At 45.5% G+C, this 23,883-nt stretch carries 18 protein-coding genes; 12 read left to right on the forward strand and 6 right to left on the reverse strand.

What is annotated here, in order from left to right; all coding sequences use genetic code 11:
* Positions 1 to 7: 7 nt before the first annotated feature.
* Together L4C42_RS05030 and L4C42_RS05035 are read left to right on the forward strand one after the other, a co-directional pair.
* On the forward strand, positions 8 to 541 hold the full coding sequence (locus tag L4C42_RS05030; RefSeq protein ID WP_353499065.1) for a DUF6817 domain-containing protein: 534 nt from the start codon (positions 8 to 10) through the stop codon (positions 539 to 541).
* Between the two features lie 65 nt (positions 542 to 606).
* Entirely contained in the window at positions 607 to 1,158 is a 552-nt protein-coding gene (locus tag L4C42_RS05035) for a GNAT family N-acetyltransferase (protein WP_353499066.1), read from the forward strand.
* Here the strand turns inward: L4C42_RS05035 and L4C42_RS05040 are convergent.
* Together L4C42_RS05040 and L4C42_RS05045 are read right to left on the reverse strand one after the other, a co-directional pair.
* Positions 1,155 to 2,933: an ABC transporter ATP-binding protein/permease gene (locus L4C42_RS05040; RefSeq protein ID WP_429759619.1), complete on the reverse strand. Its 1,779-nt coding sequence runs from the start codon at positions 2,931 to 2,933 to the stop codon at positions 1,155 to 1,157. The two genes, L4C42_RS05035 and L4C42_RS05040, sit on opposite strands and share 4 nt — an antisense overlap.
* A gap of 125 nt (positions 2,934 to 3,058) precedes the next feature.
* Positions 3,059 to 3,955 carry a LysR family transcriptional regulator gene (locus L4C42_RS05045; protein ID WP_429759621.1) on the reverse strand — a complete coding sequence of 299 codons (897 nt, stop codon included), beginning with the start codon at positions 3,953 to 3,955 and terminating at the stop codon, positions 3,059 to 3,061.
* Positions 3,956 to 4,091: 136 nt separating this feature from the next.
* On the opposite strand from L4C42_RS05045, the gene L4C42_RS05050 reads away from it, so the two are divergent.
* Positions 4,092 to 4,517, forward strand: coding sequence for a PACE efflux transporter (locus L4C42_RS05050; RefSeq protein WP_353499069.1), 426 nt, complete (start codon positions 4,092 to 4,094; stop codon positions 4,515 to 4,517).
* A 90-nt stretch (positions 4,518 to 4,607) separates the two neighbouring features.
* On the opposite strand, the gene L4C42_RS05055 is transcribed toward L4C42_RS05050, so the two are convergent.
* Together L4C42_RS05055 and L4C42_RS05060 are read right to left on the reverse strand one after the other, a co-directional pair.
* Positions 4,608 to 7,382, reverse strand: a complete 2,775-nt coding sequence (locus L4C42_RS05055; protein ID WP_429759624.1) for a glycoside hydrolase family 3 protein — start codon at positions 7,380 to 7,382, stop codon at positions 4,608 to 4,610.
* 58 nt (positions 7,383 to 7,440) lie between these two features.
* On the reverse strand, positions 7,441 to 8,196 hold the full coding sequence (locus L4C42_RS05060) for a type 2 periplasmic-binding domain-containing protein (protein WP_353499071.1): 756 nt from the start codon (positions 8,194 to 8,196) through the stop codon (positions 7,441 to 7,443).
* A gap of 528 nt (positions 8,197 to 8,724) precedes the next feature.
* Between L4C42_RS05060 and L4C42_RS05065 the strand changes: the two genes are divergently transcribed.
* From L4C42_RS05065 to L4C42_RS05090, 6 genes are all read left to right on the forward strand, one after another.
* Positions 8,725 to 10,368: an ABC transporter substrate-binding protein gene (locus L4C42_RS05065; RefSeq protein WP_353499072.1), complete on the forward strand. Its 1,644-nt coding sequence runs from the start codon at positions 8,725 to 8,727 to the stop codon at positions 10,366 to 10,368.
* A gap of 50 nt (positions 10,369 to 10,418) precedes the next feature.
* Entirely contained in the window at positions 10,419 to 11,393 is a 975-nt protein-coding gene (locus L4C42_RS05070; RefSeq protein WP_353499073.1) for an ABC transporter permease, read from the forward strand.
* Between the two features lie 8 nt (positions 11,394 to 11,401).
* Entirely contained in the window at positions 11,402 to 12,394 is a 993-nt protein-coding gene (locus L4C42_RS05075; protein WP_042497363.1) for an ABC transporter permease, read from the forward strand.
* A complete protein-coding gene (locus L4C42_RS05080) occupies positions 12,391 to 13,344 on the forward strand; it encodes an ABC transporter ATP-binding protein (protein WP_418642435.1) in 954 nt (317 codons plus the stop codon). Before L4C42_RS05075 ends, L4C42_RS05080 begins: the two co-directional genes overlap by 4 nt.
* Before the next feature lie 7 nt (positions 13,345 to 13,351).
* Entirely contained in the window at positions 13,352 to 14,326 is a 975-nt protein-coding gene (locus L4C42_RS05085; RefSeq protein ID WP_418642434.1) for an ABC transporter ATP-binding protein, read from the forward strand.
* Between the two features lie 63 nt (positions 14,327 to 14,389).
* Positions 14,390 to 17,845 (forward strand): hypothetical protein, encoded by a 3,456-nt coding sequence (locus L4C42_RS05090; protein WP_353499075.1) that lies wholly within the window; start codon positions 14,390 to 14,392, stop codon positions 17,843 to 17,845.
* 119 nt (positions 17,846 to 17,964) lie between these two features.
* On the opposite strand, the gene L4C42_RS05095 is transcribed toward L4C42_RS05090, so the two are convergent.
* The gene (locus L4C42_RS05095) at positions 17,965 to 18,972 is read right to left on the reverse strand and encodes a LacI family DNA-binding transcriptional regulator (protein ID WP_042497374.1); all 1,008 of its coding nucleotides are present in this window, start codon (positions 18,970 to 18,972) and stop codon (positions 17,965 to 17,967) included.
* Positions 18,973 to 19,754: 782 nt separating this feature from the next.
* On the opposite strand from L4C42_RS05095, the gene L4C42_RS05100 reads away from it, so the two are divergent.
* Together L4C42_RS05100 and L4C42_RS05105 are read left to right on the forward strand one after the other, a co-directional pair.
* Positions 19,755 to 21,038 (forward strand): carbohydrate porin, encoded by a 1,284-nt coding sequence (locus L4C42_RS05100; RefSeq protein ID WP_353499076.1) that lies wholly within the window; start codon positions 19,755 to 19,757, stop codon positions 21,036 to 21,038.
* Between the two features lie 278 nt (positions 21,039 to 21,316).
* A complete protein-coding gene (locus L4C42_RS05105; protein WP_418642431.1) occupies positions 21,317 to 22,204 on the forward strand; it encodes a MalM family protein in 888 nt (295 codons plus the stop codon).
* Positions 22,205 to 22,246: 42 nt separating this feature from the next.
* Here the strand turns inward: L4C42_RS05105 and L4C42_RS05110 are convergent, their stop codons facing one another.
* A complete protein-coding gene (locus L4C42_RS05110) occupies positions 22,247 to 22,438 on the reverse strand; it encodes a hypothetical protein (protein WP_353499078.1) in 192 nt (63 codons plus the stop codon).
* 369 nt (positions 22,439 to 22,807) lie between these two features.
* Between L4C42_RS05110 and L4C42_RS05115 the strand changes: the two genes are divergently transcribed.
* Positions 22,808 to 23,752 carry a sensor domain-containing diguanylate cyclase gene (locus L4C42_RS05115; RefSeq protein WP_353499079.1) on the forward strand — a complete coding sequence of 315 codons (945 nt, stop codon included), beginning with the start codon at positions 22,808 to 22,810 and terminating at the stop codon, positions 23,750 to 23,752.
* The last annotated feature ends 131 nt before the right edge of the window (positions 23,753 to 23,883 follow it).

Below are 23,883 nucleotides of genomic sequence, written 5' to 3' on the forward strand. Positions count from 1 at the left end.
GGGCTCGATGGAAAAATTTGAATTATTGAAAGCCTTGGGCGCTGGCGACTTTCAGCACCTTAACGGTAGTTTAGAAGCGCATCTAAAGGGAACGGCTGATTTATTACAACAATGGCACTCAAGGGACGTGTTGGTTGATGCAGGTTTGTTTCATGCTGCGTACGGAACCGCAGGTTTTGATGACAACATGGTGTCATTGAGCCAGCGCCATGAGATTTCGGGTGTGATAGGGGATGAAGCAGAGTCTTTAGTTTACCTCTATTGTAGCTGTCACAGGGAAGAGGTTTTCGCGCAGTTCGGGCATAAAAAATCGATTCTGTTTCGAGACCGCTATACGGATGCGCAATTTGCGCTAACGGATAAGCAAGCCGCCGATTTTTGTGAGCTCACGGTAGCCAATGAACTAGAGCTTGTCTTGGCTGACGCATCATTTAGAGCTAAATATGGCGCTGAGTTATTCGAGCTGTTTCTTCGAATGGACAATTATTTAAGTGATTCCGCTCAGAGTGCTTATCGAGATGCTCTAGCAGAGTTTGATTAAGGTTTGCTTCTCTTGGAGTCCCTCAACCTGTATAAAATCTTCAAAGACCCGAGAATAAGGACGTTATGTTTAAACTTGATATCGATGACACGCTTTCACTAGCTTTGGTTCAACCTAGCTTTGCTGTTGATTACCTTGCGATTGTTTCACGAGACAGAGATTATCTTGCTCAGTGGTTGGTGTGGCCAGAGCATGGCAAGAACCAAGAGTTTTTCGCGCGCTTTATTGAGCAATCTTTACATGACTATGCGCTTGGTAAGTCGATGACTTGCGGAATCGTCTTTAAAGGTGAACTAGTGGGAAATATAAGCTTTAACACCATCAATCACTCACTGAAAAAAGTAGAAATAGGGTATTGGCTATCGCGGCCTCAGCAAGGCAAGGGTATTGTGACCAAAGCTGTGGCGAAAATGATAGAGATAGCCTTTACCCAGCTCAATATGGAAAAAGCACAAATCTCAGCAGCGGAACAAAATAGCCCAAGCCGCCGCGTATGTGAGCGGCTTGGATTTACTCTTGAAGGGATTATCACTCGAGCTGAAAATCTTAATGGGCGAGTGGTGGATCATGCCATTTATGGTTTATCCCGAGAGATATGGAGCGAGCAAAGTCGCTAGCTCGCAAGGTGTTTAAGCTGTAAGTCCACTAAGCGTCGATAAAGTTCACAGGTTTGCAGCAGCGCATGATGATTACCTTTGTCGACTAAACGGCCGTGATCCAATACAGCGATTTGATCCGCGTGCTGAATCGTAGAAAGTCGATGCGCGATGATGATGGTTGTTCTGCCTTGCATGAGTTCCTCTAGTGCTTGCTGAACATGGTGTTCGCTTTCACTATCAAGAGCGCTGGTGGCTTCATCGAGTAACAAGATCTTAGGATCTTTAAGTATCGCTCTCGCAATGGCAATGCGTTGTCGCTGACCGCCAGAGAGTCGCACGCCTCGCTCTCCCAGAAAGCTTTGATACCCTTCAGGTAAATTCATAATAAAATCGTGAGCGTGGGCTTTCTTCGCCGCTTCAATCACTTCAGCATCACTGGCGTTCGGATTGCCGTAGCGAATATTGTGGAACACGTCATTACTGAAAAGAGCAGGCTGCTGAGGAACCAATGCCATTTGCTTGCGAAGTTCATGAGGATCAAAGCGTCGAATATCGATGCCACCTAAGGTGATTTGCCCTGCTTCAGGATCGTAAAACCGCTGCATCAGCTCAAACAAGGTGGTTTTTCCGGCGCCAGAAGGCCCCACCAATGCCAAAACCTTGCCTTCTTCGGCGACCAAATCCAGTGATTCCACCGCTGCCAGTGTAGGTCTAGATGGATAGTGGAACATCACATTGTGAAATACGACTTCTGGCTTTAGTTTGTTTGGTGAGAGTATATCACTTGCTGGGGCGGTAATATGGCTTTCGACTTGTAAAATCTCGACCAATCTTTCCGTGGCTCCCGCTGCACGTTGCAGCTCGCCCATGACTTCCGAAATGGTGGCAAGGGATGAAGCTACCATGATGGCATAAAACACAAAAGCACCGAGATCGCCTGCCGACATCACACCGTTAATCACATCGCTGCCGCCTACCCAAAGCATGCCGGCGATAGCACTAAACACGATCACAATCACGCCCGAGATTAAGATTGCGCGCTGTTTAACTCGGCGGCGACCGATATCATAAGCCCGTTCTACTTCACTGGAAAACGAGGCGCGCTCTTGCGCTTCAAAGCTGTAACTTTGAACCGTCTTGATATGTTCAATGGCCTCTCCTGCATAGCTACCCACATCCGCCATTGAATCTTGGCTTTGCCTAGATAGTGCTCTTACGCGCCTGCCATAAAACAAAATAGGCACTAGAATGAATGGCACAGAGGCAAGCACAATGAGGGTGAGCTTAACGTTGGTCGCAAATAGCATGATGATGGCACCCACGCACATCAAGGCACTGCGCATTGCCATTGAGAATGATGAGCCAATAATGCTTTGCAGTAGCGTTGTGTCTGTGGTGATACGAGACATGATGTCACCGCTGCCATTGGTTTCAAAGTAACTCGGATGCAGCGTAATCACATGGTCGAACACGGCTTGACGAATGTCGGCGCTGACACGCTCACCAACAGAAGAGACTAAGTAGAAACGGAAAAACGTGCCGATAGAGATACACAACGTGATGAGGAGAATGAACTGTATCGCGCTCTGTAGATCAGCCAGTGACTGCTGAGTAAAACCTTGGTCAATGAGAATGCGTACGCCGTGGCCAACCGAGAGGGTCAATCCAGCCGTGACAATAAGAGCCAGCAGTGCGGCGAACACTTTCATTCGGTAAGGATGGATAAAGGCCAAAAGCTCAACTAAAATCCCCAAGTTTCTGCGTTGTTGTTTTGATTGGGAGGGTATTTGCATGGTTTAGACCTTTTATTGAAATAAGTTTGGGCATAACATTTTGTAAATTATAGATACTTCAGTAACCTTCACTTCGATCTACGGTCACGTTTTTATATAATTTTCAGTGACGCTGTCACTTCATGCTATTGCCAGTGGTCATTTACAAACTGGTGCTTTTGTAAAACACTGACCAGCTCGCTAAGTACTGGCCCGTTGGCATGACGTCGAGAGACTAAGCAGCCGACTGTAGTAACCCAGCCGCTTTTTTCATGTGCGACAGGAAGGGCAACCATGCGTTGTTCTTGTATGGGTTGTTTTACCAACATTTCAGGTAAGTTTGACCAGCCGATACCCTGCAATACCATATCGACTAAGTTCTGATGAGTGTTCGCGTACCAAACATTGGTACTTATTCCATAGGTAAACCACAGTTCTTGTTTGTCAGAGCTACGATGTACACATTGGCGATACGCTTTGAGATCCGAGTCTTTAACGATGGTAAGTGTCGCGAGGGCGTGATCTGGTGCGACAACGGTCAGAAAACGAGCTTGCCCCATGACAAAAAAATCCATATCGACACGCAGTTCTCCATCGGCATATACAATGCCTATTTGCGCCACCTCTTCTCTCACCAATTTTTCAACATCAAATGTAGAAGCGGTGATGATTTCAAAGTTGGTGATGGGGTACTGGGTGGCAAGCGGTGTAAGAATCGACAATAAAGCAGAGCTCATCAGGCTTTCGTCCACGGCGATGACGAGTTCGTGCTCATAATCATTAGCCAGTGAATCTATTTTCTGATCGAAATACTGCTGCTGATGAAGAATAGACCGAGCAATGGGCAGTAAAGCTTCACCACTCTCCGTCAACTCTGGCGTGTTTTTCTCGCGGCTGAATAAGGTTTGATTGATGGCAATTTCAAGATTTGATATTGCTTGGCTTACGCCAGATTGGGCGCGATTGAGTTTGCGCGCAGCGGCCGAAAACGAGCCGTACTCACAGACTGCGACAAAAACCTTGAGTTGTTCGAAACTGTACATCGGCAATCCTTAGTCACAAAACAGCGCCCAAGGTATCACGAACTGTGATGGTTGTTAACTTTCTATCTATTGCTGGGTGAGGATAATCAGAGGCGAACTATCAACAAACCAAATAAAAACCAGTGAGGAGTTAACAATGGGAGTGCTTGAGAGAGTCTTTCATTCAGTATTGTTTGAAGTATTAGCCGTGAGCCTATCAATCGCGGGATTAGCAGTATTTACCGACCATGACGTGGCGAGACTGTCAGGAACAATGATAGTCATAGCGACAATGGCAATGTGTTGGAATTATCTCTTCAATCTGATTTTCGATTATTTTGTCAAAGGTGAGCGAGTAGAACGAACTGTGATGGTTCGCGTGGTTCACGTGCTACTGTTCGAAGCGGGACTCTTGTTGGCAACGGTGCCTGTAATGGCAGTGATGCTTGGCGTGAACTTATGGCAAGCCTTTATTATGGATATCGGCGTGACGATCTTCGTGACCGTTTATGCGTTTGTCTACAACCTGACTTACGACCATGTTCGAGTTTGGGTGGTGAGCCAGCGTCAAGCAGCGGTGTAATAGGGATTGACCTAATAAAAACAATTAAAAAGGGCAGACGTTAACGTCTGCCCTTGTTTATTTGCAACTTACCACTGTCGATTTTAGAGCCTAAACCTGCTTGAAGTTTAGGTGATGCAGGGTAAGTCCAGGCTTAACAAAAGACACGTCCAATTCATACCAGCCGGTTTGCAGCTCGACAATGAGGCCTTCAACGTCGACAGGCTTGCCTTCTGTGCCATTCGTAGACAATGACATACTGTAGTTGCCATTGAGGTGCAAACTACAGGATGATTGAGCGAGCTCATTACGGTCATAACTGGCATTCATACTGACTTGGTATTGACCAGCCTTGGTGACGTGAAGAACGATATTGGTATCATTCTTGGTCTCGAGTGCGACCGCTCCATCAATGGTGTGTACAGAGCCTTCTGGCTGCTCGTCACACGCGTTGAACGGTTTAATAGGGTTATAGCGAACTAATGGACGTTGCATCGCCGGGGTACTTAAAATAAATCGGCAGATGTTCATGGCGCTTCGCTGCAACTCGCCAAGAGTCAGTTGACCCGCCTCCATTGCGCTAAGTGTGTCATCATCCATCGCGTTGCGCTCGGCACCATCATTGTCGACCACCATATACAGGTCGTTCTGAGCACGAACCATGTAGGAGGTATAGGTTTTAGACTCTTCACCTCCGGTGACTGGGTGGTTCATTTTTGCCCACCAGTCAGACATGACAATGCCATCAAATCCCCATTCGCCGCGAAGAAGGGTGGTATTAAGATCATAATGTGATGCGCCCCAATGCCCATTAATTGGGTTGTAAGAGGTCATTATCGTCGTTGCGCCACCTTTTTTCACCGCAATCTCAAATGGCTTAATGTGGACTTCACGAAGAGCACGTTCAGACATGACGGCGTCGACGAAGAAACGCGAGGTTTCCTGATCGTTGGCCGCAAAGTGCTTAATTGTGCCTGATACGCCAGCGCTCTTAAGGCCACTAACTTGTGCTGCTGCCATTGAGCCCGTTAGTAGTGGATCCTCAGAGAAGTACTCGAAGTTACGGCCATTAAGTGGATGGCGATGAATATTAATACCTGGACCAAGTAATGTATCAATTTGGTAGCTCTGCAGTTCACCACCAACGAGATAGAATAGGTGCTCATTAAGCTCGGTGTTCCAAGTGCAACCGAGTAGTGTACCAATAGGCACCTGTGTCGCTTTATGGCCGCTGTCCATGCGAATACCCGACGGGCCATCCGCTGCGGCGGCAACAGGAATACCAAGATCAAACAAGGCATCGCTCACTCCACCAAATGCCGCTGCGGTGCCTGGAGTCACTTTGGGACTGCACATACCCTCGCCGCGTACGATAGTTGCAAGCATGGATGGACTGAACTGAGCAACAAAGTCTGTCAGTGAGGCTTTGCCGTTTGCCACATGCTGCAATTTAATCCCTTTATCACCGGTAAGCTCAATGCTCTCGGGCAGGCGAGACTCAATGCGCGCTTGCATATCGACGTTTCGAGTTGGCACTGATTCGTGCTCAATAGAGAAACGACCATCTTGTGAACTTTGGACAGGCTTAATGCGGAGGAATGACTCAACAGGCGCTGCCGATTCAGAGAGTTGCTCAATAACTTGTAGCGTATCTACGTTGAATGGCGCATCGACTAATGTCGCTTCTCTAACACTACCGCCGAGATAGAAATCATAGCGACCGGCTTCGAGAACATAGCAAGACTTATGACCAGTAACACCGGAGTCATCATAAGACGCTAGCACCTCGAGTGGTACGACGATACGAACCAGTTCAGACTCGTTTGGCGAAAGCATGCGGGTTTTACCAAAACTTGCAAGGCTACGGGCAGGTTTGCCAAGCTTGCCTTGCGGCGCTTCAACATACAACTGCACAACTTCTTTGCCACTGTATTGATTGCCAGTGTTGGTCACTTCAATGTGAAAGTGTACGGCACGTGTGTTGCCGCGGCCTTCGATAGAGTGTGCAATGAGTTTGCGTTTAAACTGGGTGTAGCTCAAACCTTCACCAAACGCATAACGAACCGCTTCGGGTTTGAAAGTGGCGAAGTAGCGATAACCTGAGTAAATATCTTCTTGGTAGAGGTTTTTGTCTTTGTTGCCAAAGTTAGCATGAGAAGGGTAATCACTAAGCTCAAAAGCGATGGTGTCCGCTAGCTTTCCGCTTGGCGATAGGTCGCCCGAAAGAACATCAGCAAGTGCGTGACCACCTTCCATCCCTGCCGCCCAGCTATATAGAACAGCTTTAATGGATTCTGGTTTGGTGACGGACTCCATCCAAGACATATCAACAATATTGGTCACATTGAGGATCACCACTACTGAGTTGAACTGTTCACAAACTTGGCAAAGCATTTGGTATTCAATATCGGTGAGTCGGTAGCTGCCTGCCTCGTCTGAGTTATCTTGGTCTTCACCTGCTGTGCGGCCGATAAAAACGAGAGCATGATCACTTTGCTGGCTCGCACGTTCAATCGTCTCTTTATCGAGTGGCATTTCCTGTTGGAACCAAGGTTCGGCCGCCCAGCCGCCACCGCCATCATCAAACGGGTGCTGATCCAGCCAACTTTGGTAAGCGCTAACCAATTCTTGGTTCACTTCGATACTTGGGTGAGAATTGAGCCCTTCTAGTGCATTGACAGAGTAGGGAACGTTTACTGCACCGCCAGAGCCTGTACCGCTGCGAACAGTATCAATTTGGCAACGGCCGAAAAGCGATACACGACTGCGTGTGTGCAGTGGGAGAGTGTTGTCGATGTTTTCCAATAAAACAATGCCTTCAGCAGCGGCTTGGCGGCTGACGGGCGCAAGGGCTTGCCTTGCTAATTCAATGTTTGTGAAGGGCATAATTGGGTTCCAGTTCCTGTTATTTTCTATCGTTTTTGGGAGCTTAGATTACTAAGATTTAGATAAATGGGTTGTTCAGTTCAAGTCGTTCACGCTGCTCAATTTTCAAGGTGCTCTCGATGTCTGAAAAGTATTGTTGATAGAGCGCTTCATAGTCGCCCGTTTCAAGCACAATTTCACAGCCAAGCTGGAGACGTGCAGCAAGCTCTGGGTTGTCTGCATTTACGTAGAACACTAAAGGGAAGGGGTACTCGATCATCACTCCGCCGACTAGGCTTACTGGATATTGATTGGCAACACGGCTTTCAAACACTTCAAGTGCTTCATTTGCGCCGAAACAGACAAAGTCGAACTCTCCGTCGGTTAAGCGCTTAAACAAACCATCAAAGTTGCCGCGTTCTACAACAGTAAAGCCGTTGCTTCGAAATAGCTCGGCATCAACCCATGTCTCGGGTACGCCAACGCTTTTATTTTTAATGGCCTCTACCGATGAGAACTCATTAAGCTTATCATCTCGCGCAAATAAAATGCGCTGCCCCAAAAGCTGTTTTGTAACAGACAGTGCAAGCTCGATAAAGCGTTTACCGGCAAATTTAGCATTGCCTTTTACTGTGACGAGTACATCGCTACCGTTGTCGAGAACAGCGCCTTCATCTTTAGCTGAAGGCAAGTCGGTGCGATCGTCAATGATACTGACGTCGCCATGGCTCTCAGCGGTAACAGAAAGCAGTAGATTGAGCACATCAAGCTCAAATTGTTGACGATACGCAGACTTGTTTCCGTTCCAAAAACGTACCGAATTAATCGTTGTCACATTGATCACCAAAAAGTAAGCGGTTTCTTTTTGGATAATATCAGTTTGGAAAAATGGTGGTAGTGAGCAGATCACATAACGGATTAATAGTTTGGTTTGGTATTATAAGTTACTGTTATTAAGATAATAATGAATCATTATGAGCTTAAAATTCACTCACTTATGCATGGCGTTTGCTAGCGATAATGTCGTGAGTCGCATGTTAATCTGAGTTACAAAGTTGCTGAGATCACATTTCTCGAAAGAGACATTTTAAAGAGCTTGAGATGAGCTAATTGATTGAATTTTAAGAGTAATATCTTTGAGTTTTATGCGGTTAATTATTAATCTTTGAATTTAACCTATTGTTTTTAAATGATTTTATTTATTGTGATCGGCACGGGCTTTTTGGGGGACGTTTTTGTTATCGAGCAATGGATTGCTTAGCATCTTAAGAAAGCGCTTTCATGAAGTGTTACCCCCGAACTGATTCAGTTCCACTTAAATTGAAAATCGCTCGACCCAAAAACAAAACTAAAGGACAAAGTGATGCAAAAGAAAACATTTATCGCCTCAGTGATTTGTGGTGCATTGTTTGCTGGTAGTGCAGTGACTGCACAAGCGGAAGAGATTAAGCAAGGGGGCACACTAACGGTGCCAATCATCAACACTGGTTTCGTTGATAACTTTAACCCATACACAGTGAAAGACATTTATAACGGTACGATGTTTGAACCGTTGATGGTCTTCAACAACATGACTGGTGAAACGCACTGGCGTTTGGCTGAGTCTGCTGACTATTCTGATGATCTAAAAACCATCACTATCAAACTACGTGACGGTCTTAAATGGTCGGACGGCAGCCCTCTAACGGCTGAAGACGTGGCATTTAGTTTCGAGATGACTAAGAAAGCGCCAGCATTCGACCTTAAAGGTATTTGGTCTGGCGGTAACCTACAAGGTATCGACGTTGTTGATGCTCGTACGATTAAGCTTAACCTAACAGAAGCCGACTCTACATTCCTATGGAACCTTGCGGACTACCATATTGTTCCTAAGAAAGTATGGAGCAAAGCTGAAGACTTAACGACCTTTACCAACCCAAATCCAATTGGCAGCGGTCCAATGACGACGGTGAAGTATCTTAAGCCTCAACAAATGGAGCTTTGCCGCAACGAGAACTACTACCTAGATAACCGTCCTTACCTAGATTGTATGACGTTCCGCTCGTACAACGATAACTCGCAAATTCAACCTGCACTTATCAAAGGCGAAATCGACTGGGGTTCAAACTTCATCGCTGACATCGAAAGCACATTTGTTGAGCAAAACCCTGACAATCACCACTTCTGGTACCCAGCGAATGATGCCATTCACCTTTATGTGAACACAAAAGAAGCGCCATTTGATGACATCCGTGTTCGTCAGGCTCTTTCTATGTCACTTGACCGTGAAATGATCGTTGATATTGCGGCTTACGGTTACCCAACAGTGAACTACAATGCGGGCGGTATTGCTGAGCTTTACAAAGCAAACATCGACCAAGGTGTAACTGACAAGTACCGTAACCTAACGACATACAGCCCAGAAGAAGCGAAAAAGCTACTTGATGCTGCAGGTCTGAAAGACGTGGATGGTGACGGCTACCGTGATATGCCAAACGGCGACAAGTTCACATTTGACATTGAAGTCGTTAACGGTTGGACAGACTGGATTCAAGTGGTTCAAATGGCAACTGAGTTCTTCGATGAAGTTGGCGTAAAAGCGAACGTTAAAACGGTTGACTGGGCGGTTTACGACAAGAACCTAAAAGACAGTAACTACAAGATGTCTATCAACTGGTCGATGGTATCGACTAACCCAATTCTAGCGTATCAAGCTTACTTCTCATCTGCGTATGTAGGTAAGATTTGGCATGCTGGTCACGGTGTAAATAGCCCAGAAATCGATGCGCTAATTAATAGCTTCGGTAAGACGGGTGACAAAGTGAAGCAGCAAGAGATCATCTCTGAACTGCAAGAGTTCACAGCGCAAAACCTACCGTTTATCCCGCTGTTCTCTAATGCGACTTGGTTCCAATACAACACTAAGAAAATTGTTGGTTGGCCAAGTGAAGAAAACCCATACATTCAACCTGTATTTTACGATGGTGGTAAGCGAGTCATTATCCTAAATAACTTGCACCTTAAGTAACTCGTAACATTTGGGGTCTCGTCTGAGGCCCCACATTAAAAGGTATTGCTATGTCGTTTTTAGCTCGCCGTTTTGGCTTTTATTTTACTGCGTTTTTAATCGCAATCTCATTTAACTTTATGTTGCCACGTCTGATGCCAGGTGACCCAGTCGACGCTCTGTTTGCTGCTGCTCAAGGCCGTATGGATCCAGCTCAAATGGATGCTGTTCGTGAAATGTACGGCTTCGTTGATGGCAACGTATTTGTTCAATACATTCACTACATCAAAAGTGTGTTCACTCTTGACCTTGGCCCTTCAGTGTTGATGTTCCCAATCAACGTATCTGAGGTGATTGCTATGGCGCTGCCTTGGACTATGTTCCTAGCGCTTGGCTCACTGATTGTGGCTTTGATCATTGGTGTGAGCATCGGTACCTATGCATCTTACCGCCGCGAAGGGTTGTTTGGTCAGGTCGTACCGCCAGTATTGGCTTTCATCAGTAACTTCCCGTACATCGTAACCGCGCTGCTTTTGTTCTACTTCTTCGGTTTGAAAATGGAGTTGCTACCGCTCGCGTACACTTACGACCCTTCTCTAGAGCCGGGTTGGACTTGGGAGTTCATTGCAAGTGTTGCCAAGCATGCTGTGTTACCTGTGGGCTCAATGGTTGTGGTTGGTATTGCGACTTGGGTGTTCAACATGCGTAACGCGATGATCAACGTGTTAGGTGAAGACTACGTCACTATGGCAGAAGCCAAGGGTCTTAGCAGCTTTAGAGTCATGTATCGCTACGCGGGTCGTAACGCTATCTTGCCAGTTGCAACCGCTATTGCGATGGCGATTGGTTTCTCGTTCGCAGGCTCAATCATGACGGAAGTGGTGTTCAACTACCAAGGTCTTGGCAACATTCTTCTCAAAGGTATCGTTGCTCGTGATTACCCGCTAATCCAAGCCATTCTGCTTATCTTAGTGACCGCAGTACTAACTGCTAACTTTATCGCCGATCTTCTATACGTTTGGCTTGACCCACGAATTTCCAACTAGGCCGTATTATGGAAAAGTTAATTGACGCTCATAAATATGACCGCGAGAGCAAATTAGCGGTGAGAGAATCTGCTTTCTCGTGGAAAAATATCAAATCAAAACTGGGTAAGGTGTACGCCTTTTTCTATGGCAACCCGCCAGCGATTATTGGTGGTTTTCTTCTGACTATCGTTTTAGCTGGTGCTGTTTTTGCTCCCGCATTTGCAACACATGATCCAGAGCGCCGCGTTGCTCGCCCTCATGTGGCACCAAACGCAGAGCATGTGCTTGGTTCTACTCGTAGTGGTCGTGATGTCTACAGCCAGGTGCTTTACGGAGCACGCAAATCACTAACAGTGGCACTGACTGCCGGTGTGATTGCGATGAGTATTGCTGTGCTGGTGGGTGTATCGTCTGGCTATTTTGGTGGCAAGATTGATGAACGCTTAAACTTCTTAACTAACGTATTTTTGGTGTTCCCACAGTTACCGTTATTGATTGTACTCGCAGCATTCTTAGGGCAGGTGGGGTCCCTCGTTATTACCGTGTTGCTCGGTATCACCTCCTGGCCGTGGGGCGCGAGGGTGATACGTTCTCAAACAATGGCAATTCGTAACAAAGAGTTCATTATTTCTGCTGAAGTAATGGGTGAATCAAAAATTCGCATTATTCTGGTAGAGATTCTGCCAAACCTTATCTCAATCGTATTTGGTGGCTTCCTTGGTACCGTTATCTACGCAATGGGTGCAGAAGCCGGTCTTGGTATTCTTGGTCTAGGTGATGCAACGGAAGTGAGCTGGGGCTCAATGCTTTACTGGGCACAAACTTCGTCTTCACTCTACACCGGCGCATGGTGGGAAATGATGGTTCCAGCAATGGCACTGGCAATTACTGGTGGCGCACTGGCACTGATTAACATGTCGATTGACCAAGTGAGTAACCCGAAACTTCGTACTGGCCCACACATCAAACTGTGGCACAAACTGAAAAAAGAAGCAGATAAAAAGAGAGGCCTACGATGAGCGCTTTACTTGAAATCAATAACCTTTGTGTCGATTACGTATCGCCGAATGGCGTCGCTCGCGCGGTAAACAATGTGAGTTTGACCATCAATGAAGGTGAAACGCTAGGTATTGCGGGCGAATCAGGTTGTGGCAAGAGTACGCTAGCGTTTGCTATCTCTCGTTTACACAAAGCACCAGCGCTTATCTCAGAAGGTGAGATCCTGTACAAGGGTACAGATGTACTAAAAATGAACGACCGTAAGCTGCGCCAGTTCCGTTGGAACGACGTATCAGTGGTATTCCAAAGTGCAATGAACTCACTAAACCCGGTGATTACCATTGGTGAGCAGCTGACTGATGTTATCTTGGCACATAAGAAAATTCCGTATAAGCAAGCTCACGAAAAGGCGGTGGAACTGCTGTCTATCGTTGGTATTCACGGTGATCGTATGGGGAGTTTCCCGCACCAGTTAAGTGGTGGCATGCGTCAGCGTGTGGTCATTGCGGTAGCGCTAGCTCTTGAGCCAAAGCTCATCATCATGGATGAACCAACAACAGCGCTAGACGTGGTCGTTGAGCGTGAAATCCTTAACGAACTGTACGATCTAAAAACTAAATTTGGCTTCTCGATCTTGTTCATCAGTCACGATTTGAGCCTTATGGGTGAGATTGCCGACCGTATTGGTGTTATGTACGCAGGCAACTTGATTGAAATGGGTGAAGCTCAGCAAGTATTTGGTGCTCCAGAGCACCCATACACTAAAGGTTTGGTTGCGTCTTTCCCGACCATCCATGGTCCTAAAGAAAGACTGTTTGGTATTCCAGGCAACCCAGTGAACCTGCTTGATATCCCAACAGGTTGTAATTTCCAAGCTCGCTGTGGTGAGTGTTTTGAGAAGTGTCAGAAGGTAGAACCTGCGCTTTCAACGCTAGCGAACGGCCGTCAAGTCTCTTGTCATTTGGTTTAAGGAAGTAATGATGCAAAGTAACGAAGTCATCCTATCGGTAAAAAACTTGGTTAAAGATTTCCCTCTAGGCCAATCGGCTAAATCAAACCTAATGCGAGCGGTAAACGATGTGTCGTTTGAACTTCGTAAAGGTGAAGCGCTGGCGATTGTAGGTGAATCAGGCTCTGGTAAAAGTACTGGTGCACGTATCTTGACTCAAATCTATGACAAGACCGCAGGTGATGTCCACTTTAAAGGTGTGCCACTGAATGAATACATTGAGAACAACGGCCAGTTGGAATATGCACGTCAGGTACAGATGATTTTCCAAGACCCGTTTGGCTCACTCAACCCAGTGCACACGATTTATCACCACATTGCACGTCCGTTGATGATTCACAACCGTGCAGACAAGAAAGCTATCCCACAATTGGTGTATGACTTGCTTGAGCTGGTGGGTCTAACTCCAGTAAAAGAAACCGCAGAGAAGTTCCCTCACGAGCTAAGTGGTGGCCAAAGACAACGTGTTGCGATTGCACGTGCGATTGCCGTTGATCCTGAGGTGATCTTAGCTGATGAGCCGATTTCAATGCTCGATGTATCCGTACGTCTTGGTATCTTGAACCTGATGGCGGATCTAAAAGATAAGCATGGTATCTCGTTCATGTATATCACTCACGATATCGCGACAGCACGTTACTTTGCTGAAAAAACAGCGGTGATGTATGTCGGCCATATGGTGGAGTGGGGCGAGAGTGATAGTGTGACTCAGAATCCTCAGCACCCCTATTCGAAGCTGCTACTGTCTGCAGTACCTGAGGTAGGTAAGGCTGGTCGTCGTGACCTCGCTGTGAAGAAAGGTGAAATCCCGCTTTGGAAACCATCGAGCGTAGGCTGTCCATTTGCGACACGTTGCCCGAACGCGACCGATATATGCACTAAAGAGATGCCTGAGACGACACAGATCTCTGAGCAGCACTTTGTTCGTTGCCACAACATGTAATTTAAAGAATCCCAAAAATTTTGCGCTTAGAAGAAAGCGCTTACAAAATCAGAAGTGACCAATATGACGGAACAATTACAAGCTAATCAAGCGTTTGAAGTACACGGAAAATTTATTACTATCAACGACGAACGTTTTTACCAGATTTCTAACGTCGATCAGATGGCACCGTTTTTTATCAGTGTCGTCTCTGCCAGCAACCATTGGCTATTTATTTCCTCAACAGGAAGCTTATCTGCAGGTCGCATTCGCCCTGAGAACGCGTTATTCCCATATCGTTCAGTTGATCATATTCATGAGAATGCTGACAACACTGGCTCAAAAGCGGTGCTACGCGTTAAAAAAGGCGAGGGCAAACCAGCACTTTGGGAACCGTTCAATCCGCACCATGATGGTCTGTATGATGTGCAGCGTAATCTGTATAAAAACGCAGTTGGCGATAAGGTCATCTTTGAAGAGTTAAACCATACACTAGGTCTGGGCTATCAATATAGCTGGTCTACATCAGACAAGTTTGGCTTCGTTCGTGAAACTCATGTTACTAACTTGGGTGAGAACGCGGTTGAGTTTGACATCATTGATGGTATTCAAAACTTGCTACCTTCAGGTGCACCGCTTCAAGCTCTGCAAACGCGCAGTGCACTGGTAGACGCGTACAAATGGAATGAGCGCATTGAAGATTTGCCAATGGCAACGTACAGCATGTACGCCAAGCTTAGCGACCGTGCTGAGCCAGCAGAATCACTGCGTGCAACAACGGTTTTCGGCATCGCGCCTAACGCTCAGCAAGTGACGCTGAACGCCAAAGATGTAGCGAATTTCCGTAAAGGATTACCGCTAAACGCGGAATCACTGACTCGCGGCGAGCGTGGTGCTTTCCTTATCACTCAGTCCCTGACGCTTTCTGCTGGTGACTGTGAATCTTGGACTATCATCGCGGATATCGATAAGTCACACGCTGACGTTGCTGTTCTGAAAAACCAGCTTGTCCTAGACGATGAAATCTATGCGACTGTCGCCAAAGATGTGAAAGCGAATCGTGATGAGCTCAAGCTACTTATGGCTGGAGCGGATGCATGGCAGTTGACGTCATCGGAAGAAACCGCGGTTCACCACTACGCTAATGTGTTGTTTAACAACATGCGTGGCGGCGTTTTTGTGGATGGTTATAAGCTTGATAGCAGCGATGTGCTGGCAACGTTCACTCGTATCAACAAGAAGGTTGTAGAGAAGCACTCTGCATTGCTGCGCACGCTGCCAGAAAACCTATCGCATCCACAATTGGTGTCTATGGCGAAAGATACCGGTGACCAGCAATTACTGCGTATGGCTTACGAGTATTTACCACTTACATTCGGTCGTCGCCACGGTGATCCAAGCCGCCCATGGAACCATTTTGAAATCAAAGTGCGTGATGAAGAAGGTCAGCGTTTGCTCGCGTACCAAGGTAACTGGCGTGATATTTTCCAAAACTGGGAAGCGATGGCGCTCAGCTATCCAAACTTCATTGGTTCCTTTGTAGCGAAGTTTGTCAACGCATCGACTATTGATGGTTACAACCCTTACCGTATTACTAAAGAGGGTGTCGACTGGGAACTTCTAGATTTAGATGATCCATGGAGCAACATTGGTTACTGGGGTGATCACCAGATCATCTACCTACTTAAGTTCCTTGAATTGGCGGATAAGTATCAAAGCAATGACCTTATCGAATGGTTAAGTGAAGAGACATACAGTTACGCTAACGTACCTTATGAAATTTCTGGTGTAGAGCAGTTGTTTGCTAACCCGAAAGATACCGTCACGTTCAACGAGCAAAAGCAAGCGACAACTGAAGAACTAACGGAAACCATGGGCAGTGATGGTCGCTTAGTGATGAGTGGCAATGGTGAGGTCTACCAAGTTAACCTGCTAGAGAAATTGTTGGTGCCACTACTTTCTAAGCTTAGTAACTTCGTGATCGATGGCGGTATTTGGCTCAATACGCAACGTCCAGAGTGGAATGATGCGAACAACGCGATTGTTGGTAACGGTTTGTCTATGGTGACGCTGTACTACATGCGCCGATACGTAACATTCATGCAAAAGCTTATTTGTCGCGCGCCAATTAACGTTGCGCTATCAAGCGAAGTGGCAACGTGGCTGGCTAAAACCAGTGAAGTGCTATCAGAAGCGGCAGCATCATTGCGTGTTGAGAAAATTACACCTCAGTCACGTAAAGCGCTACTGACTAAGCTTGCAAAAGTAGCAGAAGAATACCGTGTGGGCATTTACGCCAACGGTTTCTCAGGAAAGTCGACGGTTGAGATGACGGAAGTGGAAGAGCTACTTCGCGTGTCCAAGACGCTACTTGACCATACGATTCATAGCAACAAGCGTGAAGACGGCCTGTATAACGCTTACAACATTCTTGATCTACAAGGTGATGGTGCCAATGTTGAGTACTTGTACCCGATGCTTGAAGGTCAAGTTGCTATTCTAAGTGCGGGCATCTTAGATGCGACACAAGCGGTTGATTTGCTAACCAAGCTTTTCGATAGCGAGATGTTCCGTGAAGATCAACTGAGCTTTATGCTCTATCCAGACCGTGACTTAACGGCTTTCTTGAAGAAGAATCACATTACTAAGAACCTCGTGGATAATAGCCCGCTGCTGCAAGCGATGCTAGAGAACGATGACAAGCGTATTGTGAATCAAGATATTGAAAACCGTGTTCACTTCAATGCTGATTTCGAAAATGCAGGTGTACTGGAAGCACGCATCGCACAAGTTGCTGCAGACTATCCACGTTTTGGTCGTCAGGACTGGGAAAAAGTCGCTGATATCTACGAACAGACCTTTAATCACAAAGCGTTTACGGGGCGCTCTGGCACCATGTTTGGCTATGAGGGCTTAGGCTGTATTTACTGGCACATGGTTTCAAAGCTATTGCTAGCGGTTCAAGAGAACTATCAGCAAGCGTGGGTAGAGCTGGGCAATACAGAGAAAACTAAGCAATTGGCTGAGTTTTACTACCGAGTCCGTGAAGGTATCGGTTTCAACAAAACGCCTCTAGTGTATGGTGCGTTCCCAACTGACCCATACTCACACACACCAAAACAAGCCGGTGCACAGCAACCAGGTATGACCGGTCAAGTGAAAGAGGAAGTGATCACTCGCTTCGGTGAGCTAGGGGTTGCAATCACTGATGGTGAGATTCAAATTACTCCGAACCTACTCGATAAGTCTGAGTTCTTAACTGAGCCAGTTGCGTTTGACTACTTCGACCTTAATGGTCAGGAGCATCAAATTGATGTAGAAGTAGGTAGTCTTGCATTCACATTGTGTCAGGTACCATTTGTGTACACATTGAGTGAAGAGCAAAATGAAGTTTCTCTTACGGTAGAGTTAGTTAATGGTCCTAAGATTGAAAAAGTGTCGAATATGATTCCTGAGAATTTGAGCAAACACATTTTCGATCGTAGTGGTCAGGTGAAAGCGGTATACGTGACGATTCCAGCGGAAAAACTGGTTATCTAGAAACAAAACGTAAATAAAAAGGCAGGACAATGAATTGTCCTGCCTTTTTTTATGAATGAATGGGAGAAAAACGTGTTAAGAATTGAGCTAATGGTGCTATGTATTAATGACTAAGTGTATTAGCTACTCAATGTCTTAACTGAACCACGGCTAATAATACTTGGCTCAATGGGTTCGATAGGCTGCGATGCGGTACTCTTACCTTTAACAATGGCCATGACTTTCTTGGCGGCGGCGGTGGCCATTTTTTGAATAGGGAAATCAACTGTGGTGAGACCTGGTGTCATATGTTGACCAAAAGGTACGTTATCGAAACCAATAATTGAAATGTCTTCACCCACTTTGATGCCGCGTTCTAAGCAAAGCGTGTAAGCCGTCATTGCGATGTTATCGTTCATACAGAAAATGGCGGTCAGTGGAATATCGCGATCCAAAAGACGACGAATCGCATCGTGATTGCATTGATTATCAAATCGACCTTCAACGACAGCATTCGGATTATAAGCAACACCATAGTGACTTAGCGCATTGCGATAGCCTTGCAGACGATCGCGACTGTCCACTTTGCTTAACTGACCGCTGATACAACCGATTTGAGTGTGACCTTTTTTAATTAGATATTCAGTGGCGAGAAAGCCGCCTTTTTCGTTATCTAACCAAATACAGCGATCTGCCATTTCTGGAATGTAGCGGTTAATCAGTACCGTCGCTTCATTTTGACGAGAAATCTCAAGTAGCTCACTATCGGAAAGGGTATCGACAGTGAGTACCAAACCGTCAACTTTCTTTGAACGCAGAAAGCGGATTGACTCATGTTCTTCATCGTACTCTTCATGACCACTAGTGATGATCAGATGATAATTCTCTGAACGTACCACTTTCTCAACTTCATGCATCATTGGACCATAGAAAGGACCGTCTAAAGTACCCACGAGCATACCAATACTGCATGAGCGATTTGATGCAAGCGCTTGCGCGAAGGTATTAGGCTGATAGCCCAGTTCTTCCATCGCAGCAAACACTTTTTGCTTGTTGGCTTCTTTTACAGAAGAGTGGCCATTGAGTGTCCTCGACACCGTCGCTTGGGATACTTGGGCAAGTTCTGCGACTTCTTTTATCGTAATCAATTTTCGATCCTATCATTCAATCTTATTGAAATTATTGGAAATTTATTCAATAACACCTTTTAACTATACTACAAATAGACAGGTCATTGGTAATCCGAGCGTGGAACGCATAATCCACGACGGCATTCTGTGATCTGGCTTGCGATTTGTAGGCTTGAAAGCATCATATCGAATTGCTTTCTCACGTTTAGTGATAGACGCCACATTAGCAAAAGAAAGCGCTTTCTTTCTGGTGATGAGCCTCATGTTTTGTTCATTCATTGAAATGGATGCTGTGTACATAGTGTTTGCCTGCTATTAATATGGTTATCAAGCAATGAGGAACAAGCGCTTCAATCGTCACTATTCCTCAAAAATCTCACAAATTATGAAAGCGCTTTCTATGTAGTAAGGGTGGCTTTCAGACGAAGGCACGTGAAAGTGCCGCCATATCAAGTGATAGGCTGAGTGTTGTGTAAGATAGAACTGATCAAACGTAAAAGTGTTAGCTTACTAAAGTAAGCGCTTACATTGAGGTGACGCAAAAAAATGATTATTTCGGCTAAATGCTGGGGGACTCTTGCGGCCAAAAATTTGATTAGTAATAGAAAGAGCAACAATGAATTATTCTCTTCCTTTATCTAAGGGAGAGGTGAAAACTAGAAATAGTGTGAATTCAGGTGGGGGTCTGATTTCATTCTTTTTCTAAATGTCAGTGCTAATTAAATAAAAGCAGTGGTTGCTAATTTATTTTCTTGGTATTTAAAAACGGAAAACAATTTATAATAAATCAGGAGCTGATAATGAAATTATCACAAATTTCGCTTGCTTGCCTAATGGCTGGTCTAAGTGCTGCTAGTTCAAACGTGATCGCCGCTGAAAATACACAAGGTTTCGAATTCCATGGTTATTTCCGTGCAGGTGCATTGTATAGTAAGAACGATGATTTTAAACGTTCAAAATTCCCTGCTACAAAAGAGAAGTTAGGTCGTCTCGGTATCGAATCAGATAACCACTTTGAGCTTGCTCTACAAAAGAACTTTGATACTGCAGACGGTCAAGCTATTCGTATTAAGACTCGTGCTGGTGCAGACAACGCGCAGTCTGAGGGTAAAAACCAATTAGGTACCAACGCGGATGCAGCTAACGGTAGCATTGGTTTGGTTGAAACATTCGTTGAATTTGATGGTGTAACAGAAACGGGCACAATGTGGGGTGGTAAGCGTTTCTATGGTAAAGATAATTACATCTTTATGACAGATTTCTTCTATACCGATATGTCTGGTACTGGTGTAGGCGTAGAAGGCATTGAACTTGGTGGTAACAAATGGGATTTCGCTTATATCGCAAGTGACAATGCGGAAGGTGGTTATTGGGGACTCGATGATAACAACCCAATGCACTCAGCTCATGTTGGTGTTAATTTTGGTTCTTTCGAAGTTCACGCTATGGGTAAATACCTCCCGGATAACTTCGTTGATGACGTAGAATATGCTGACACAGGTATGGAAATTACCGGTATCTACCATTCTGATACTGTATTTGGTTTGTCTGAAAAGGGCTTCACTAAATATATTGCACAAGCAGGTAAAGGCTTAGGCTCTGGTCAGTTGTTGGGCGGTACAATCACAACATATAATGCATGGAAACCAGGCTACGGCGGTGCAGCTGGTCCTGCTAATATGAAGAAAATCGACTCGGGTGACGTATCAACACGTGCGTTAATTTGGGGTGGTTACTTCTTTGAAAACGGCGTGAGTATTTTCCACTCAATTCAAGGTCAATATAACGACCTAGAGAAACGTGGTAAAGATTCTTGGGCATCGGCGATGGTACGTCCAACATTCCCAATTTCTAAGAACTGGTCAATTGCAACAGAAGCGGGCTATCAATACGGTGATTGGTCTGACGCAAATGATGTTGGTGGCAGTGCATATGACTACAAACTGACTATCGCACCAACAGTGACAGTAGGTACAGGCTTTGGTCCTGCTCCAGAAATCCGCTTCCTAGCGACGTACCTTGATGGTTCAAGCCGCGATAAGGCAGACCTGCTAGTAGGTATCCAAGCGGATATGTGGTGGTAATGTAAACCACTGTCTATAGAGGGGACGGATATGTGTATCACGGGGAGAGAGCATATCCGTATTTTTCACAATATTCATGATTTGTATTGTGTTTATGCTAAAGATAAAGGGTTTTGGTTCTCGCTTTATCAAAGCTAGTTTTATGTTGCCACTCTAATTATAGAGTGGCTTTTTTTTGTTTGAACTCTAACTTTCCGACAATATGTCGTGAAAGCGGTTACTTTTTGGTTAAAATAGTTCATACCATGACGTAGCCATAAGCAGTAAGGAGTGTTGCCATGTTACGACAAACCATTCTCGCGATAGTACTCGCGACCACCTTTGGTTGTGCGAAACAAGATCAAATCGTACCAAGTGGTGATGATGTGCTCGGGTATGAGCAACTTGCCTCGTCTCAAGGGTGTTGCCAATCAATGGCAAGCCTCAATTATCAAAATGTCACAGAGCCTGGTTCGTTGGATGTTTTGCTTACCCCTCAGTCTGCAAAAGTAGCACTAAAGACCGGGCGCAGTTTTGCTCAAGGAATAAAACTGCCCAACGCGCTTGGCAACATCGATCTTACCGTGTACTCAGTGATCGACAAACAAGTGTTGGTGCCCACCGTTCTCATCCTCGATAGCGACCATCAAGTTGTTGATGTAATTGACGACAACGTCATTCAGCATCGCGAAAGTTCGCTATTGTACAAATCGGGTTTTATTGGTGAGTATTCGGTTCCAAACCGCTATCCTGATGGGAGAGAGCCAAGCTATTTGGTCGTCGTCACCACAGATAAGGCCATGGCGACGAGCTCAGAGCCAATGCCACCAAGTGAGTTTGCTCTGCAATCAGGACAAGTGTCGGCCAGTGATCCGTTTTATTCCACCAACGAGATACCTCACGCCGCCGTCGGACTTGTGACTCTCGAGCTAGATTATCAACCGACAGGGCCACGTCTCGAAACAGAAGCTCAGCAGCAAGAGCGCCAACAAGTTGCGGAGAAGTATGTTGAGGCAGAACCAGAGGGCGTACTTACTGGGGAAAAAGAACAAGCCTTTAATGCCGCTATTGAGCGTGCCGTCGAGAAAGGACAATTTGAGAAAGCATTAAGGCTATCAAAAGAAGCAGAAGCGCTGGGTTCGCAAAGTGCGGAGAAGGCTTTTGTTGAGGCAATGAAGAAGTATTAGACGTAAGTGACAGAGTAGTTTATTTACTACTCTGTCATTACCTTACTTGCTTGTTAGGGTAGGGCAAGGCGTGTTGCTATATAGGGCATAAACAACCGTTTCAGTGCCCGCCGCTTTATAGAGGCAGACATTCGCTCCGCCTTGTCCAGTTGCCACTCCGGCAGGCTCTAATTGTGCGGCATTCGCTGAAAGGGAAAAGCCCAATGCTAGGGCTGCAATAAGTAGTGCTCTCATAACGCAATCCTGAAGTTAAAGATTCAATGACTCAATTAATGTGATTTAAATCACAACTATCGTACTAAGACTAGCGGCTATCGGCTATTTATCAAGCCTGTGGAACAGGGCTATTTCTCTTTGTATCTGCGGTTAATCCCCCTGTTTTCATCCCCTATAATGATGCTTTTCCAAGTTAAGTTCTCGCTCTGTCAATCTGTTAGGGAAGTTTTTGCAGGATGACTGTGTGACCTTTGTTCAAAATGTGTTCCAGCTATCAAAATTAGGATTTGTGGCGACAAAATAGCCACCTTCTTCTGCAAACTCGGAAAGTTGGGTATAAACTCTAAGGCTATTATATTCAACGTGGTGCACTAAAAGCGTTATTGTATGCTTGATCTGATTTTATCGACTCAACATGAATCCAGCGAAGAACTACTTGGTCTATCTGAGGTATTCGATGCAGTCGATGCCTACATCTTTATTAAAGATGTGGATGGTCATTATCAGTACGTGAATAAAAAAGTGCTCGATACCTTTGGCGTAACCCTTGAGGGTATTAAGGGCAAAACTGATTGGCATTTATTTAGTTTTCGCACCGCAAAAATGATGCGTCTCAATGATAAGCAAGTCGTCGAGAATCGTAAGCCTAGTCAGCAAAAGATTCCTTTTTCAATTGATGATAGTGAGCTTTATCACCTTACCGTGTCATCGCCTATCGTAAAGAACAATCAAGTATTAGGTGTTATCGGTTTTGCTGTTGATGTGTCAAAAGATATGGCCGAGAGACAGGTGCTGTTGGAAGAAGCAAACACTGATGGGCTAACGGGTTGTTTTAATCGCCGCTACTTGCACCTTGCATTGGAAGAAGAGAGAACTAACTACAGGGAATTGGGTGTACCGAGCTCTTTACTGATTATTGATGTCGATCGATTTAAGCCGATTAACGACAAGTATGGTCACTCTATTGGCGATCGAGTCTTGGTTGATGTGGTCGAAGTGATCGATCAGTTTACCCGTTCGGAGGATAAACTGTGCCGTTATGGTGGTGATGAGTTCGTGCTGTTGCTACCAGGCAGTCACGTGCATCAAGCGTATACACTGGCAACTCGATTGTCCCGCAAGATAGATGCGTTGGAGTTTGAAAGCAGCAGTGGAAGTCGATTTAACGTCTCGTGCTCGATCGGTGTTGCCACGCATAGCTCTGATGACAGTAACATTATCGAGCTAGCTGATAAGGCACTCTACAAATCGAAAAAAGGTAATTCAGGCCGAGTACACATGTACTGTCCAGAAACACATAAGATCCAACAAAGTAGTCAATGTGGCGATTAATTCATCGTTTGGCCTCATCACCCTATAGGTTTAACCCAATATTGAAATAACTCCCCCCTCGAACCCTTGAAAACCCCGTCAAATACAGCTATTTATAGATATATACTTAAGAAAATAAGCAAAAAAATACG

Source organism: Vibrio wakamikoensis (genome assembly GCF_050337275.1).
In the GTDB taxonomy this organism is placed as follows: domain Bacteria; phylum Pseudomonadota; class Gammaproteobacteria; order Enterobacterales; family Vibrionaceae; genus Vibrio; species Vibrio chaetopteri.